The organism is Ancylomarina longa, assembly GCF_003996985.1.
GTDB classification, from domain to species: Bacteria; Bacteroidota; Bacteroidia; order Bacteroidales; family Marinifilaceae; genus Ancylomarina_A; species Ancylomarina_A longa.
In genome coordinates this window covers 113,994-130,074 of the sequence record NZ_RJJX01000008.1, presented here as the reverse complement: position 1 = coordinate 130,074, position 16,081 = coordinate 113,994, and the positions used below count along the sequence as shown (strand labels likewise).

The 16,081-nt window shown below is 33.8% G+C and carries 15 protein-coding genes and 4 tRNA genes; 2 read left to right on the top strand and 17 right to left on the bottom strand.

Annotation, left to right across the window (positions count from 1 at the left end; genetic code table 11):
• Window positions 1-140: 140 nt before the first annotated feature.
• Both DLK05_RS08095 and DLK05_RS08090 read right to left on the bottom strand, forming a co-directional pair.
• A complete protein-coding gene (locus DLK05_RS08095; protein ID WP_127343501.1) occupies window positions 141-1,526 on the bottom strand; it encodes an aminopeptidase P family protein in 1,386 nt (461 codons plus the stop codon).
• A gap of 141 nt (window positions 1,527-1,667) precedes the next feature.
• Window positions 1,668-2,123, bottom strand: coding sequence for an Lrp/AsnC ligand binding domain-containing protein (locus tag DLK05_RS08090; protein WP_209319788.1), 456 nt, complete (start codon window positions 2,121-2,123; stop codon window positions 1,668-1,670).
• 552 nt (window positions 2,124-2,675) lie between these two features.
• Between DLK05_RS08090 and DLK05_RS08085 the strand changes: the two genes are divergently transcribed.
• The gene (locus DLK05_RS08085; RefSeq protein WP_127343500.1) at window positions 2,676-4,151 is read left to right on the top strand and encodes a cobyric acid synthase; all 1,476 of its coding nucleotides are present in this window, start codon (window positions 2,676-2,678) and stop codon (window positions 4,149-4,151) included.
• A 2-nt stretch (window positions 4,152-4,153) separates the two neighbouring features.
• Complete coding sequence (locus DLK05_RS08080) at window positions 4,154-4,714, top strand: AAA family ATPase (RefSeq protein ID WP_127343499.1); 561 nt, start codon at window positions 4,154-4,156, stop codon at window positions 4,712-4,714.
• Here DLK05_RS08080 and DLK05_RS08075 read toward each other — a convergent pair.
• The 15 genes from DLK05_RS08075 to DLK05_RS08005 all read right to left on the bottom strand — a co-directional run bounded on the left by DLK05_RS08075 (window position 4,675) and on the right by DLK05_RS08005 (window position 15,812).
• On the bottom strand, window positions 4,675-5,343 hold the full coding sequence (locus DLK05_RS08075) for an adenosylcobinamide amidohydrolase (protein ID WP_127343498.1): 669 nt from the start codon (window positions 5,341-5,343) through the stop codon (window positions 4,675-4,677). The genes DLK05_RS08080 and DLK05_RS08075 overlap by 40 nt on opposite strands.
• 82 nt (window positions 5,344-5,425) lie before the next feature.
• On the bottom strand, window positions 5,426-6,382 hold the full coding sequence (locus DLK05_RS08070; protein WP_127343497.1) for a tRNA-dihydrouridine synthase family protein: 957 nt from the start codon (window positions 6,380-6,382) through the stop codon (window positions 5,426-5,428).
• Entirely contained in the window at window positions 6,372-6,998 is a 627-nt protein-coding gene (locus DLK05_RS08065; RefSeq protein ID WP_127343496.1) for a hypothetical protein, read from the bottom strand. The genes DLK05_RS08070 and DLK05_RS08065 overlap by 11 nt, the downstream gene beginning before the upstream one ends.
• A gap of 686 nt (window positions 6,999-7,684) precedes the next feature.
• Window positions 7,685-8,209: a TlpA family protein disulfide reductase gene (locus DLK05_RS08060; protein ID WP_127343495.1), complete on the bottom strand. Its 525-nt coding sequence runs from the start codon at window positions 8,207-8,209 to the stop codon at window positions 7,685-7,687.
• Between the two features lie 247 nt (window positions 8,210-8,456).
• Window positions 8,457-8,978, bottom strand: coding sequence for a hypothetical protein (locus DLK05_RS08055; RefSeq protein WP_127343494.1), 522 nt, complete (start codon window positions 8,976-8,978; stop codon window positions 8,457-8,459).
• A gap of 2 nt (window positions 8,979-8,980) precedes the next feature.
• Window positions 8,981-9,412 carry a DoxX family protein gene (locus tag DLK05_RS08050; RefSeq protein WP_127343493.1) on the bottom strand — a complete coding sequence of 144 codons (432 nt, stop codon included), beginning with the start codon at window positions 9,410-9,412 and terminating at the stop codon, window positions 8,981-8,983.
• A gap of 377 nt (window positions 9,413-9,789) precedes the next feature.
• Window positions 9,790-10,995 carry an L-serine ammonia-lyase gene (locus tag DLK05_RS08045; RefSeq protein ID WP_127343492.1) on the bottom strand — a complete coding sequence of 402 codons (1,206 nt, stop codon included), beginning with the start codon at window positions 10,993-10,995 and terminating at the stop codon, window positions 9,790-9,792.
• Window positions 10,996-11,192: 197 nt separating this feature from the next.
• Window positions 11,193-11,267, bottom strand: a tRNA-Pro gene (locus DLK05_RS08040).
• A gap of 65 nt (window positions 11,268-11,332) precedes the next feature.
• Window positions 11,333-11,407, bottom strand: a tRNA-Pro gene (locus DLK05_RS08035).
• Between the two features lie 66 nt (window positions 11,408-11,473).
• Window positions 11,474-11,548, bottom strand: a tRNA-Pro gene (locus DLK05_RS08030).
• An 8-nt stretch (window positions 11,549-11,556) separates the two neighbouring features.
• Window positions 11,557-11,645: transfer RNA gene (locus DLK05_RS08025), tRNA-Ser, on the bottom strand.
• 204 nt (window positions 11,646-11,849) lie between these two features.
• Window positions 11,850-12,827: a flotillin-like protein FloA gene (floA, locus tag DLK05_RS08020; protein ID WP_127343491.1), complete on the bottom strand. Its 978-nt coding sequence runs from the start codon at window positions 12,825-12,827 to the stop codon at window positions 11,850-11,852.
• Window positions 12,828-12,838: 11 nt separating this feature from the next.
• Window positions 12,839-13,303, bottom strand: a complete 465-nt coding sequence (locus tag DLK05_RS08015) for an NfeD family protein (RefSeq protein WP_127343490.1) — start codon at window positions 13,301-13,303, stop codon at window positions 12,839-12,841.
• Between the two features lie 22 nt (window positions 13,304-13,325).
• Entirely contained in the window at window positions 13,326-13,607 is a 282-nt protein-coding gene (locus DLK05_RS08010) for an ATP-dependent Clp protease adaptor ClpS (protein WP_127343489.1), read from the bottom strand.
• 9 nt (window positions 13,608-13,616) lie between these two features.
• Window positions 13,617-15,812 carry a PD40 domain-containing protein gene (locus tag DLK05_RS08005; RefSeq protein ID WP_209319787.1) on the bottom strand — a complete coding sequence of 732 codons (2,196 nt, stop codon included), beginning with the start codon at window positions 15,810-15,812 and terminating at the stop codon, window positions 13,617-13,619.
• Window positions 15,813-16,081 lie beyond the last annotated feature (269 nt).

The window sequence follows — 16,081 nt, the reverse complement described above, 5'->3', positions numbered from 1 at the left end:
GCTTTTTATACTGACAAAAGTACAATTTTGTTACATATATGCAATTATCATATAAATTTAAGGAAAATTAAACAAACTCACCAAATAAAAAAGGCAGCTTTTGACTAAAAGCTGCCTATAACTATTTAAGTATTACTAAATCAAGACATAATTGCTTCAATTTCATCTACCGTAATTGGTATTCTTTTACCAATTAGACGATTTCCATTCTCAGTCACCAATATATCATCCTCCAATCGAATTCCACCAAAATCGCGATATTCTTTCAATTTTTCGTAATTAATAAAGTCTTTATGCAGTCCTTCATTTTGCCATTTATCAATTAAGGCGGGTATAAAATAAATTCCCGGTTCGTTAGTTAAAACGAAACCTGGTTTTAATTCCTTTCCCAAACGAAGATAAGCAGTACCGAATTGATCTATTCTTTGAACTTTATCGTCATAGCCAACAAAGTCTTCTCCAAAATCTTCCATATCATGAACATCCAATCCCATCATATGCCCAAGACCATGTGGCATAAAAAGTGCATGCGCTCCTGCTTTTACAGCATCATCAACATTTCCTTTCATCAAACCAAGTTCCTTCAAGCCGGAAGCTATCACCTTACACACCTCTAGATGAATACTTTGATAGGTAACACCTGGACGGATTAATTCGTTACCTTTATTTATTGCTGCTAAAACTACTTCGTAAACCTCTCTTTGCTTTTTACTAAACTTTCCGCCAACCGGAACTGTTCTTGTGTTATCAGAAGCATAATGCGTATCCGTTTCGGCACCACTATCAACTAATAATAAATCACCTGTATCCAGTTTATTACCATGATAATGATTGTGCAATGTTTCTCCTCGTCTGGAAACAATAGCAGGAAATGAAAGAGCACCACCAGCTCTTAACGCAATCGCTTCACATTCTCCCGCAATTTCTCTTTCGTACACACCTGCTTTAGCCATCTTCATAGCGGTAACATGAATCTGATAACCAATTTCAGCAGCGCGTTCTAATTCCTTAATATCATACTCGTCTTTAATTTCGCGCAATGCAACTACCGCTCGAATAAATTCTGCCGAAGCTTTTTCTTTAATCTGACCCAATGGTGTTCCTAATAACTCATGAATCAAAATTTTATTCTCAGCACGATAAACTGGTAAGAAATGAACTTTTCGACCTTCCTGTACTGCTTTAGATACCAAGTTTTTCAACTCTCCAAATTGTGCAGTATTCGAAACGCCTACTTTCTGAGACAATTCTTTTACACTTGGTTGAGGTCCCATCCAAATAACATCATCAATATCGAAATCAGTTCCGAAAACGTAATCCTCATTATTATCAAGATCGAAAACCCCAGCAAATCCTGGATGATCAATTCCAAAGAAATATAAGAATGTACTATCCTGACGGAAATGATAAATATTATCAGCATAATTCATTGGAGCATCAGGATTGCCAAGTACAATAGCAATTCCATCTTTCATTGATGCACGTAATCGCTCGCGTCGATTGATATAAACTTCTTTTGGAAACATATTTAAAGTATTTTAAGTGTTTTGTAAAATGAATTCGTAAGATACAAAAATAGGGTTCAAAAATTTCAAAATAACAGTAATTTGTATTACAAAAAAAAGCCACCTATTATAGGAAGCTTTACCATTCATTGTATGTTTCTATTATAATTTAATTTCCCGGTCAACAGTTTGATCAAGAGAAATAAAAGTCTCTGTTTTGGAGACACCTGGAATATTTTGCAATGTATTAATCAACACATCCATTAGATGCTGATTATCACGACACAACATTTTCACTAAGAAAGTATAATTTCCAGTAGTAAAATGACATTCAACAATTTCAGAAATTGCATCAATTTTATCTACTACCATTTTATATTGATGTGCATGATCCAAAGTAATTCCCACAAAAGCACAAACCTCATAGCCCAAAGCTCTTGGTTTTACTATAAATCTGGATCCATCAATAATTCCAGCATCCTCCAATTTTTTTACCCGTTGATGAATCGCAGCTCCGGAAATACCACACTCTCTTGCTATTTCCAGGAATGGAATTCTTGCATTTTTAATCAGATAAGATAAGATCTTCTGATCAACTTCATCAATATGAACTTTCATTTGTTTAATTTTTATTTTTACATCCCAAATAAAAAGTATCACATAAACATCTAATAATTTAAGTGAGAGAATATTTGTGACACATTATACATAACTAATGGGTTAGCAAATTCACTTTCAGAAAATAAATTTGCTTCATCATTTTGAATAATTTTTTATAAGATTGAATACTTATATTGAAACAAGAATTGAATTGAGTGAAATTGTTCAACCAGAAATCTCGTTACAATTTATTACAATAAAGGCAAAATTATTAATAATTTATAACCAAATAAAATCTAATATCACTCATTTTTCAAATTTAGATTGATTAAACTCTATTCGTAACACGAATAATAATAATAATAATAATAATAATAGGTAAAAAGCTATTTCAAACAAAATAGATCCATCTGTTATAAAACAATCCTACAATTGTAATAATAAATTATTTTTGCAGCGTAATGAAAAATACAATTCCAGAAATCTATAATTAGAGAAGCAGTAAAGAAATTTTCACAGAAAAACACCAGTTATTCCAATAGAAATACTTCTCGCCTATAAATAAAATTTATGAAAAAACTTAAACCAATAATGTTTGTAGGCACAGGTTCTGATGTCGGGAAAAGTATTATAAATACAGGCTTTTGCCGAATCTTTAAACAAGATGGATATTCGCCGGCACCATTTAAAGCCCAAAACATGTCTTTAAATTCTTATGCAACCATTGAAGGACTTGAAATAGGAAGAGCTCAGGCAGTTCAAGCGGAAGCATGTAAATTAGAATGCCATACTGACATGAATCCTATTCTGCTAAAGCCAACAAATGATAAAAGTTCACAAGTTGTACTAAACGGAAGACCTATTGGAATACAATCAGCCATAGATTATTTTACTGGAGATAATAAACTAGCTTTATTTCACGAAGCTAAAACTGCTTTTCTTCGACTGAATCAAAAATATAATCCAATTGTATTGGAAGGTGCTGGAAGTATATCAGAATTAAATTTAAAAACGCGAGATATTACCAACATGAGAATGGCAACCGAAGTAGATGCTGCCACTTATTTAGTTGCAGATATTGATAAAGGTGGCGTATTTGCAAGTGTATATGGAAGCATCCAATTATTAGACGAACAGGAAAGAAATCAAATAAAAGGAATTATAATTAATAAATTTAGAGGTGACGTTACCCTGTTTGAGAGTGGAAAAAAAATAATAGAAGAACTTACAGGAAAACCTATTATTGGAGTTTTGCCCTATTTTACAGATATCCATATCGAGGAAGAAGATTCTGTCAGTTTAAAAAATAGATTTAAATCATATAAAAGCAACCAAGTTAATTGTGCGGTTGTACAGCTTCCGCGTATGGCAAATTTTACTGATTTTCATGCCTTAGAGCAAGATCCCCGAATTCATCTTTATTATAGCAAACAGGCAAAAGAAATTCAACGTGCAGATATTATTATTATTCCCGGAAGTAAAAACACCATATCCGATCTACAAATACTAAAACAAAATGGAATAGCCCAAGCTATTATAGAAGCCTATAATGATGGAAAAAAAATAATTGGAATTTGCGGAGGATACCAAATGATGGGAACTGCGATAAAAGATCCCAATAATATTGAAGGTAATATTACCAGTATTACGGGCCTAGGCCTTCTTCCAATAGAAACAACGATAACTGATGAAAAATTAACGGAACAATGCAAATTTCAATTTCTCGATTTTGAGGAGGAGTGTCTCGGTTATGAAATCCATATGGGAGAAACAAAGGAGCTTGCGGAGCAAAAACCGCTAAATCAATTGTCTAACTCTAAAAAAGACGGCTATCACCTAAATAAAAACTGTTGGGGAACTTATATCCATGGCATCCTGGATAACTCTATCGTAATGCAATATCTTTTAAGCGATTATCAAATCGACTTACCATTTGATTTTAATTACAAAGACTTTAAAGAATCTCAATATAATCGTTTAGCGGATCTAATTCGTAAAAATGTAAATATGGATTTGGTTTATACTCATCTGCAAAAAGAGAAATAAACATGACGGTTTTTAACAACAGATATATCATAACCGGAGGTCCGGGATCAGGAAAATCGAGTTTATTAAATGCTTTGATAAAAGAAGGATTTTGTGGATTTGAAGAAATATCAAGGATAATTATTCGGGAACAAAATAAAATCGGGGGAAACAAATTACCCTGGCAAGATCTTGAAGCCTTTGCCGATGCTTGTTACAATAAAATGCTCAAACAATTATCTGGCTGTTATGATGACCGAAACTATTTCTTTGACAGAGGATTACCAGACATCATTGCCTATATGAAAAGAGGCGGACTCACGATTCCTCAAAAATATTATCGAAGCTGTAAGGATTATAATAATATAGTTTTTTTGGCTCCTCCTTGGAATGATATCTTCATCAACGATACAGAAAGACCAGAATCATTCGAAGATGCTAATGAAATTTATAAGTTTATAAAAGAAACCTATACCGATTTACAATTTGAGGTAATAGAATTGCCCAAAATTTCAATTCCAGGCAGAGTGCAATTTATTATAGATCAACTTTCGGATGATAAAGATTTACTTAGCGATAAATAAACAGCCTTGGCTAGAATCTCTCCAAACAAAACATGTTTACCGCAATAATTTATTTTAGGTCCGCTACCGGAAACAATAGCTGTTGAATCAGTTCCTGTTCCCGTTGCTATTTTATTGCTAATGCGACTTGTAATATCCAAATCCTGTAGGCATGCTGCCTTTGCTTCCGATACCATCATAATACACTCTACCATACCTGCTTCGGTAAGATGTGCACTAGTTAGTACCAGAATATTAATGGTTCCCACTTTTTGAGCCTCTTCATACATTAATCGATAATCCGCCAAATCCCCAGCTCTCCGGGCATTTGAAACACCAGATGTAAGCAGAACTTCAATCCATACACCTTGTTCCTCTATTCTAATTCTTTGAAAAGAACTCATCAAGGCAGCAGTCATCATTCCAACACATTTCCCATTCCACTCCTTAGAATCAGCAAAATTCGCCAAAGTTTTATCAGGAGCTTCAAATACTTTTTTTTCACCATTAAAATTTTCATCAACCTTAAAATTAAAAAAATGATTTGCAATCTGACTTCCTCCATTTAAGATGGCTGAACTCAAAATTCGAACCGGTTTATTAAAACCCACATGAAAAAATTGATCTGTATGCTCAAGCGTATATTCCATTAACTCAATTAATTATGTAATTTTAAAAATTATTATTTTACTGTAGAAACCTTATCCTTAATTACGAACAGCAGAAGATTTATTAATCTTTTAAATTTTGTTGAAAAGCGAAATCCACTGCCTTTTCGTACTTATTTATTCCTACAGATTTCTTGATCAGTTTATAAACTTTCCGTTCCATTTGAAAATGATTCGAAAAATGTTCCCAAAATGGTTTCATTTTATGCAATACCTGAGCTTCGCCATTTAGAAGCCCACAATTATCAGTGAAAACTTTCTGATGAAATTGCTTCAAAATTTGTTTACGCTCCTCTTCAGGAGGGATATCCAGACCTTTTATTTTTTTTGGTAAATACAAGTCATTCAAAATTCCTCGACCAATCATAACATGGCTTAAATTCGGGAATCTGAGAATTAACTCCTTATAATCATCCTCAAAAGCGATGTCACCATTATAAGCAATTTCCTTCTTATAACTATTCACACACTGCTCATAAATATTTCTGTCGATATCTCCTTTATACATTTGCTTCGCTGTTCGCGGATGTAAAATTAAATCATCCAAATTAAAATCCTTCAAGACATCGAGAACAGAAAAAATTTCTTTCGGATCGATTAAACCTAATCTCAACTTTATTGACAAAGCTAACTTCGAACTATAAGCATTATCCAGCAAATCACGTATCTTTTCAGGATAAGGTAACAGCCCGGAACCTCTTCCTCTTTTTGTTATCATTGGATAAGGACATCCTAAATTCCAATTCATTTTTACATATCCTAATTCCGAAAAATAGTCCTCAAAGTATTTAAATTCAGAAATAGTTCCTGCTACAAATTGAGGAACTAAATTTATAGATTTTTCTATGTATGGCTCAACCTCTCTTTGGTGAGATTTTCTAATCGTTCCATCATTCTGCAATACAAGAAAAGGAGTATAGAATTCATCTACACCCCCAATATATTCTTGAAATGCTCGCCGATATATCCAGTCGGTATATCCCTGTATTGGAGCTAACGAAATTTTAATATTATCTTCCAAAACTTAATACTCCCAGTAATTGTTTCCTTTGTCTATAATACCTAAGTCCCTCCTCGGTAGCAATACTCTTCACAAAATCATCAATCATTGTATCATAAATAGTTCCAAATTTAAATCTTTCCGGAGGATACAATTCCGGATTATGCATATCCTCTAATTTCGACAGATACATTCTACCCACCATTTCTTCACTTAAATCATCGCGATACATTCCCTGAGCCATTCCTTTTTGGACATTAATCTGAATTTTATCAAAAATAAAAGACATTCTTTCGTCCATATGCTTACTATAAATTTCAGGAAAATACTGTTCTAACTCAATGGTAACAGAAGGTGAAACACGCTCAAATCTGGAATTAATTTCCTGACTTACAATAAATAAAATATCAATAGCATTTTGACCTTCGAAATTATACTCTAAAAATATTGATTCAAATGATTTTCTCTCAAATTCGAGAAGTTTCTCCACCAATTCCTCCTCAGAATTCACATATTTCGAGACTTCAGATTTTGATATACCAAAATCTTTAAGATTCTCAAAAGAAAATTCTTTCACCCCTTTCTTAAAAAGACAGGTTCTTACCTTCTCTAATATTTGTACAAAATCCTTATCCATAAATTCTTATTCTAAAATTATTAAGGTTTGACTTCAAGTCTAACAACCGAAATCAATATAGCTATAAAATTAGCTAAATTCTAAATGCAATAGGTAAACATCGATATTTTTAGCTTATTTAAATATCTTCGAAAAAGAACACATCAGATCGAGAAAAATTTAATGGGATATATTCATCATTCAATTACTCCTTAAAATAACACCACTAATTAGGGGTAAAACGTAGACAGAACATATAGAAAAATGAATAAATTAAAGATTAAAATGGATAATCCATCCTATAAAAATATACTATATCTATCTATTTTTTATTTTATAACGATCGGAGATGAAACAAAATTGATGAAAAAACAGGAAAGCCTTCCGCGTAGAAAAGAAATAATTATTCATTGATAATAGAGGTTTCATTAATTAAAATCGTTGTTTCATAAAAAATAAAGGAGAGTATTCCTCTATAATAAAAACAAGTAGTAACTTTATTTCTGAATAGATACTTTTAATACATAGGGTGATTGAAAGTTCTTTTTCATAAGTAAATTTAAGTAGTAGTTTGGGCGGCTAGTCACCGCCCACTTTTTTCTACTATTTTATTTCAATATTACCTATTATATTATCAATGCTCCATTAGCTATTTAGTTAATTTCTGCTCCGTAAAAATAAATAACAATAGAAGACGTAGTATTAAACTATTTCGCCAATTCTTCTTCTATAACTTTTTTCATTGCCCCAAACTCCTCAGGATTAAATAACCTGGTTAAGAAAATAATTTTACCCTCTCGATCAATGATTACATTACAGGTGACTCCACTCTCCTTATCAGCATATTTTGTATAAATATTTGCACCTTCATCCAATCCCAAAGGATATGTAATTTTAGTGGCTGCAATAAGACTTTCTGCTTTGTTTAAAGGTTCGTCACGATCTAAACCAATCAAAATGAAATCCTTTCCTTTATGTTCTTTCCAAATTTCAGATTCGATATGAGGCATTTCCTTACGACAAACTCCACACCAACTAGCGGTGAATTGTAGCATCACAACTTTTCCCCTAAATTGAGAAAGTTCTACTTTTTTACCATCTGTTAATGCAACTGTAAAATTTGGTGCCATTTGACCAGCCTTAACAATATATCCTCGGGAATCTGATGTTTGAGACATCCCCGTAAAATAAATCCCCATAAACAATCCTATTAGTATAAGTATTTTATTCATTCTGTTTTTTTTATATCATCCTAAATCTCTATAATTCAAAATTTGGATGAATCTTTTAAATTAATGAAAAGTGATAATATACAACTCACAAAATTGTATTAACTCATCCAAATCTAGAGAAAATAAAATTCGAAAATTGTAATGAATTCCTTTATTTTAGGGATAATACATTTTCTTGCAATACAGAATGTCTCTTCAATAGGGATATCACCACTATCAATCCTGTGTACAGAAATTATTTACAAGATTAATTTGATTCACTAATTAGATGGAAAAACCTTAAAATTTCATATTGAATTTTCTTTTTCTTGATTTTCAGATAACTGTAAATAGCTTTAGATAAAACCTTATCATTTACAATAAACTTCTTCAACAAATAAGCGGATCCTGCATACGGTAAAGAGGAAATTAAGATATCATAAAACTTAACCTTGCTAAGCAGATTATAGGAGATGTATCCAATTTTTGCGATTAAATTTAGGCTTAAGAATAGAACTGGTGGCATCAACACCTTATAGTCAACAACTCCATGAAGCAACGCATATATAAAAACACCTGGAAATAGAACAGAATCAATAATCCCTGCAACAAAACTCCACCCTGTTAGTGTACCGCTCACGTATAACAAACCAGATATACGATCCCCAACGATAGCCTGAACCAAATATTTTTTATTTACATCATTAAATCCTTCAGACTGATATACAAAAGTGCAAAAATCACTGCGTTCGCAGGCACACTTCTCTTTATAGCTTAACTTACTATGCATTTCTAATCTAGAGTTTTATATTTTGATCTTAATTCGCGATATGTTTTTGGAATATTTGCACGATATAGAAGATACATACAAAATATCAAAGCAGTTAAGGCCATTCCAAACAACTGTCCTTTATCTGAAATGCCATCATATTTTATCACAATTCCCAAAGGTGTAAATAAATGAAACCAAATGGCAACTATCATCAAACCAAAAGTGATTATGGCTGCTAGTTTCCATAACCGAGGAATGAAGAATAAAATTCCAGCAATTAATTCTATTGCTCCCACTCCATATCTTCCCCAGGGCTCCATCCCAATAGTCGAAAATATATGAATCGCTTCAGGATGTCCAGAGAACTTAAAATGCAATGTTTGTATTAAAATTACTGCCGTTACAATACGTAATAACATATCCAAAACTCGAAATTTCGCCTTCCATTCCATATGTTTACAATTTACTAATTCAACAATACTTATGGGAAATTATTTGCATATCTTAAAAATACAACTTATCTCGATTAAGTTATTATTGAGTCGGTAATATATACTTTAAATAGCATTAAAAATGTAATGTACATTACATTTTAATTATTAGGGTAAAATATTTATTAATGAGTTAAATTTAATTGCACAGAGAATTGAATTTCATAAATCACCAATAACTTCGAAAATTAGAAAGCTCATTTTGATTATTAATAATCCTTCAATACATGCCACTTAAGCGAGAATTTCAGTGATAAATAATGAAATAAATTAAAACAACTAAAATGTGATTTTCATATACACCATCGATCATGAATTCATCAGTTGATTATCAAAATTTACCTATAAGTAAATCCTTTAAGTGAAGCCAAGCCTCCAATGGAAGTTTCCTTATAAGAATTAGGTAAATCCAAGCCCGTTTTCATCATGGTTTCTGTTACCTGATCAAAACTGATTCTATGGCGTCCATCCGATAATAAAGCAAATGTATTGTGATTTAAAGCTCGTGCCGCAGCAAATACATTTCTCTCTATACACGGAATTTGAACCAATCCTAATACAGGATCACAAGTTAGCCCCAGGTGATGTTCTAATCCCATTTCAGCAGAATATTCCACTTGGTAAATACTTCCTCCATGAATTTGAGTTGCTGCCCCTGAAGCCATCGCACATGCAGTCCCAATTTCTCCTTGACATCCCACTTCTGCACCGGATATTGATGCATTCTTCTTTACCAAATTCCCAATTAATCCGGCTGTTGCCAATCCTTTAAGGATATCTTTTTTACTGAACTTATAAATTTTTTTGTGATAAAATAAAATAGCGGGTAAAACACCACAAGAACCACAGGTTGGAGCTGTTACAATTTTCCCTCCTCCTGCATTTTCTTCTGAAACAGCGAGAGCATAAGCATATAACATCGCTCGTTTACGCATTGGTCCTTTATAACTCATAGCTTTTAATTGGTGCATATGCGCTTTTCGTGCCAATTTTAATCCTCCTGGCAATTCACCTTCCATTTTCATTCCACTATGAATTGCTGATTTCATCACATCCCAAACTTCCTCAAGAAATTCCCAAATTTCCTTGCCCTCTCTTACCTCTACATATTCCCACAATTGCTTGTCATTCTCTTTACACCACTCCAAAATATTATCCATTGTGGTTAAATCATAGACTTGTTTATAATCCTGATTTGTATCATCATCAATAATAGCACCCCCACCAATACTGTAAGCAGTCCAATCGTCTAATAATTCTCCGTGAGAGTCAAAAGCTTTTAATTGAAGTGCATTGGGATGTTTTTTTAAGAAAATTTCAGGCTTCCAGATCAAATCTAATTCTCGATTTTGAAATACTTCTTCTACTGCAACCCCGGTCAAGTGACCTCTACCTGTTGCTGCAAGACTACCAAATAAAACAACCTCGTAATGCGCTGCAGAAGCATTTCGTTTTAAAAATATCTCCGCAGCCTTTCTTGGTCCCATTGTGTGGCTACTTGAAGGACCATAACCAATTCTATAAATTTCTTTTATTGACTCCATTGTGGTTAATTGTGTTTGTGTTGTGTTTGTTGCCAGGCAATTGATACACCGAATTAAAGAATTTAAACTAACAATCACCTTCTTCGGCAAAGGTAAAAAATGCACATTCATCCCCTATTTCAATGGCCACAATTAAATGAAAATATTGGTAGGTCGTAAAATACAAAAAGAGAAGCCAAATTGACTTCTCTTTTTAGTCGGGGTGGCAGGATTCGAACCTGCGACCTCCTGCTCCCAAAGCAGGCGCGATGACCGGGCTACGCTACACCCCGAAAATAATTTCGGTACTTCAATAAGATAAAAAAAGAGAAGTTTTAAAACTCCTCGGCAATTTTCGTCGGGGTGGCAGGATTCGAACCTGCGACCTCCTGCTCCCAAAGCAGGCGCGATAACCGGGCTACGCTACACCCCGAAAACTAATTTCGGTACTTCAATAAGATAAAAAAAGAGAAGTTTTGAAACTCCTCGGCAATTTTCGTCGGGGTGGCAGGATTCGAACCTGCGACCTCCTGCTCCCAAAGCAGGCGCGATAACCGGGCTACGCTACACCCCGAAAATTTGCGGAGAGGGGGGGATTCGAACCCCCGGTACCAATTGCTCAGTACGCCAGTTTAGCAAACTGGTGGTTTCAGCCACTCACCCACCTCTCCTTTTGTTAGCGGTAGCAAAAGTATGTAAAAATTTCAGATGTGCAAAATATTTTTCTTGCATTGATTAAAGATTTTTATACTTCTTATTATAGTAAATTATAAATCAATGAGATTACTATTTTAAAACACTATTTTTTTTTCACAACAAAGCCGGAATCAAAGCAAATAACTTTAATTCCGGCTTTATAAATTACCTATTCTGAATTATTTTTTCTTTCCTTTTTCAGGTGGCTTGGCAATATTTGAACGCATACTAGTATCCGCTTCAATATTTTTCATCCGGTAATAATCCATGATACCAAGTTGACCATTACGAAAAGCTTCGGCCATGGCAAGTGGCACCTCTGCCTCTGCCTCAATCACTTTCGCTCTCATTTCTTGAGCTAATGCTTTATTTTCCTGCTCCGAAGCAACAGCCATAGCTCTTCTTTCCTCAGCCTTTGCCTGTGCTATCTTCAAATCAGCCTCAGCTTGATCAGTTTGAAGCACTGCACCAATATTCTTACCTATATCAATATCCGCAATATCAATAGATAGAATTTCAAAAGCTGTACCTGCATCCAGACCTTTCTCCAATACAACTCGAGAAATATAATCTGGATTTTCCAAAACTGATTTATGAGATTCATTGGATCCAATTGAAGATACGATTCCTTCTCCCACTCTAGCCAATACGGTTTCTTCCCCGGCACCACCAACCAATTGACGAATATTGGCACGTACAGTAACTCTGGCTTTCGCAATAAGCTGAATTCCATCTTTCGATACTGCCGTCACAGGTGGAGTATTAATTACTTTTGGAATTACACTCATTTGAACTGCTTCATACACATCTCTACCAGCCAAATCAATTGCCGTAGCCATTTGAAAAGGCAAATCAATATTCGCTTTTGATGCAGAAACTAAAGCATGAGTAACCTGCGCAACATGCCCACCAGCCAAATAGTGAGCCTCCAACTCATCTCGATTCAGAACTAAACCTGCTTTTGTTCCTTCAATTAAAGCATTAACAATTACCCTTGGCGGAACCTTACGCCAACGCATAAATACAAGTTGAATTAATGAAATTCTCACGCCAGATAACTGAGCAGAAAACCACATCCCAACAGGAATAAAATAGAAGAAGATATAAATACCAACTGCTATTGCCACAATTAATAATACCAATGCACCAATTTCCATTAGATTTAATTTTAGATAGGTTTTACAATTATAATTTTATCAATAATTCCGACTACTTCTACCTTTGTTTTTTCATCAATATAAACTCCGGTTGATTTAGCCTCTAATATCTTTTTATTCACCTTAATTTTTCCCATTGGAGCTAGTCGGGAAACAGATAATCCCTGGTCTCCAATCACAATATCATCTACCTCATCCTTTGTTATTTTAGAATCGACTTCTGTTTGCAACTTAATTCTATTCCAAGTTTTAGATTTAAGAGCTAAAGCCAAAATACTTACACTCAAAATAAGTGTCGACAAGACTGTTATATTTCCAATTAAATTTCCATAATGCTCGTAGGAGAGATAAATTCCACCTCCAATCATAAGAATCCCAGCCAATGCAGCTAATGTAATTCCAGGTATCACCAGAAATTCCAACAACAATAATACGATTCCAAATACAATCAACAAAACAATAATAAAAATAGTCATTGGCAATCTTATATTTTCTAAATTATACAATACTCACCTTCAAGCCCCTTTCAGTAAGGCGATCTCTCAATGGTTTTATTCTTTTAAAGCTTCCTTTTTTCACATCACATTTTCCTTTGTAATGCGTAATGTATGCGCATTGTTCTGCCTGACTCGGTTCATGCTTGCACACATCAACCAGAGCATCCACCACAAAATCGAAGGTGTGATAATCATCATTGTATAACAACAATGTATTCCTATCAAGAATATCCTCAATGACCTCACAATTCTCCTGTTCAAAATGTCTTTCAAAATCAAACATAGCTTAATTTTATTGACGTAATATTTCCAAAGCTTGCTGAATAGTTATTTTATCGTTTCCAGAGTAGGCAACAGTAAACGCATCCTTTAATCCAGCTTCCCGTAGTTCCATCTTTAATTTACTCACTTTACTATAGGAATCAAAATCACCTACGGTACAAATTGTATATCCTCTATAGTCTTTCGTATATTCAATTTCATATTTCGAAAAAGCCTCCAACTTGTTTTTCACATCCTGAGGTACTGCGGCTGAAAAGGCACCAACCTGCACTTTAAAGGTAACCTTATTCGAATTTCTTATTTTTAGCGGCTGCTTGATGTCTTCTTCTTTTTTTGCAATAGGTTCAGGCTGGTAATTTTGATCTGTAATTTTAATGGCCTGACTCAAACCTACTTTAACGCCGTTTTTGTATGCAACTACAAAAGCATTAGGAAATAATTGCCTGATTTCAGGAATCGCATCCTTTGCTTTCGCAAAAGTGGTATAATTTCCAACCATATATTTAAATAACTTTCCGTTACCAACAACCTCTTCCGTAACAGGATCCAATCCGGAAAAGAAATTCTTTTTGGGTCGATTCGAGAATACCCCAACCTGTAAATGATAAATGTAAGATTGATCTGTCGTGAAAGAATCACTTTTCCCACTTGCTGGAATCACCTCGGATGTCATCACCAATTGACCAGTTTTTGCTTCTTTCTTTATATCTGTATTTACAGTTCCAACAATGTGCTTATTCAAATAATCCGATTCCAAAGATTGCGCTTCTTTTAATTTACGCTCCGCTTGCTGTCCCAATCCATAAGAACTTTGTTCAACTTTTGTAATTTTCAAACTCAAAATTGACTTTGGAGTTCCCTCAGCCTTTTTCAACTGCATCCGCAAATCATCTGTTATGAGCTGTAGACTATCAGAATTAAATTGATCATTCTTAGACTCCATAAAAACACTTCTTGCTTCACTCGACTTAAAGTCTGTTAGATAATGATAATCTAGCTGATCGGAAACAGGAAAATTGAAGTAGGGGAAATTGTTCTTCTTATATTTCTGGATGTAAATGAATTCTTCCATTTCATTTTGCAAGACCACATTTGCTCCGAAATTCGAAGAATTTGGTTTAAGAACTGCCAGATCTGCTAACAAATTTGAATTCAAAACTACTTTCTGCTCAGGATATTCTGATATTTTTATTTTATAAATTGTAAGATCATTTTTTCCATTCTCCCGACTAGATGCAAAACAAGCATATTCACCATTCAGATCTGTCGCATAAAACAAATCGTTTGAGGTAGAATTAATAGGGAATCCCAAATTTTGTGGCTCTGTCCATGTATCTGTAATTTCATTATATACAGACTTAAATATGTCGAAGCCACCCATACTACTGTGACCCTGAGAACAAAAATATAATGTTCTGCCATCGCTGGACATATAAGGGTAGATCTCATCAAAGGTAGAATTCAATGCACTAAGAGGCTCCCATTCCCCCCAACCACCATTTCTTAGTCTTTTTGCACGATAAAGATCTCTGCCGTTCTTTTTATTTTTGCCATAGCTGGAGAAATAAATGTACTGACCTTTATTTGCCAGACAAGCAACATCTTTATCTCCGGTACCATCGTAGCGCGATTTTATTGATTTGGTTTTCTTGGACAATCTATCGTCAAATCCTTCTAAATCGTAATAACGAAAAAACTCATTTCTATCCACCACCTTTTTTTTCTTCAAATCTAGCACATAGTAAGAATTCACTATAGGAAGTCCATTTTGGCACATCTCAATCAAACGATCTATTCCAACAGATTTCTTCTTATAGAATTCCCGAAACTTCCTGTAATAACGAATCGCAGAATTAAATTGATAATTCATATGAAATGCTCGTCCTAAATAATAGGGAACCGAAGCATTTACATTTTTTGTAGAAGCAATTTTAAGGTGTTGAATCGCTTCCTTTACATTCTGGTTCAATTCTACTTCGCAAACACCCAGATAATAGTTGTATTCCGGATCCTGAGGATAAACATTAATTAGTTCCTGATATAAAGGCAATGCCTTCTGATAGCTTTCGGCATCAAAAAAAGCGAATGCTTCCTCTTCAATTTGCTGCTCTGTTTTTCCACCACTAAAAGTTTGGGCAATGGAAAACTGAGAAATTAATAAAATAATAAAAAGTGCAGCGTAACGTAATTTCATTGTATTATTCATAGAATCGATTTCTTGCATATGGAAATTGGAATTCCTCCTTCCTAATCAAAAACAAAAAATATAAGCCCTCGCACCATTCCCTATCAATCATTGATGAAACAGGATATGGAATGCGAATAATATAAAAAAGTTAATATAGTAAATATTTATAACAAAGATAATATATAAAGTGTAAGAACGAAATTACAAAACAGATGAATAAGATTAACAAAATATCTTCTTTAAATTTGAAAAAATAATTCTTGCTTTGATGTTTTAGATACATTTTT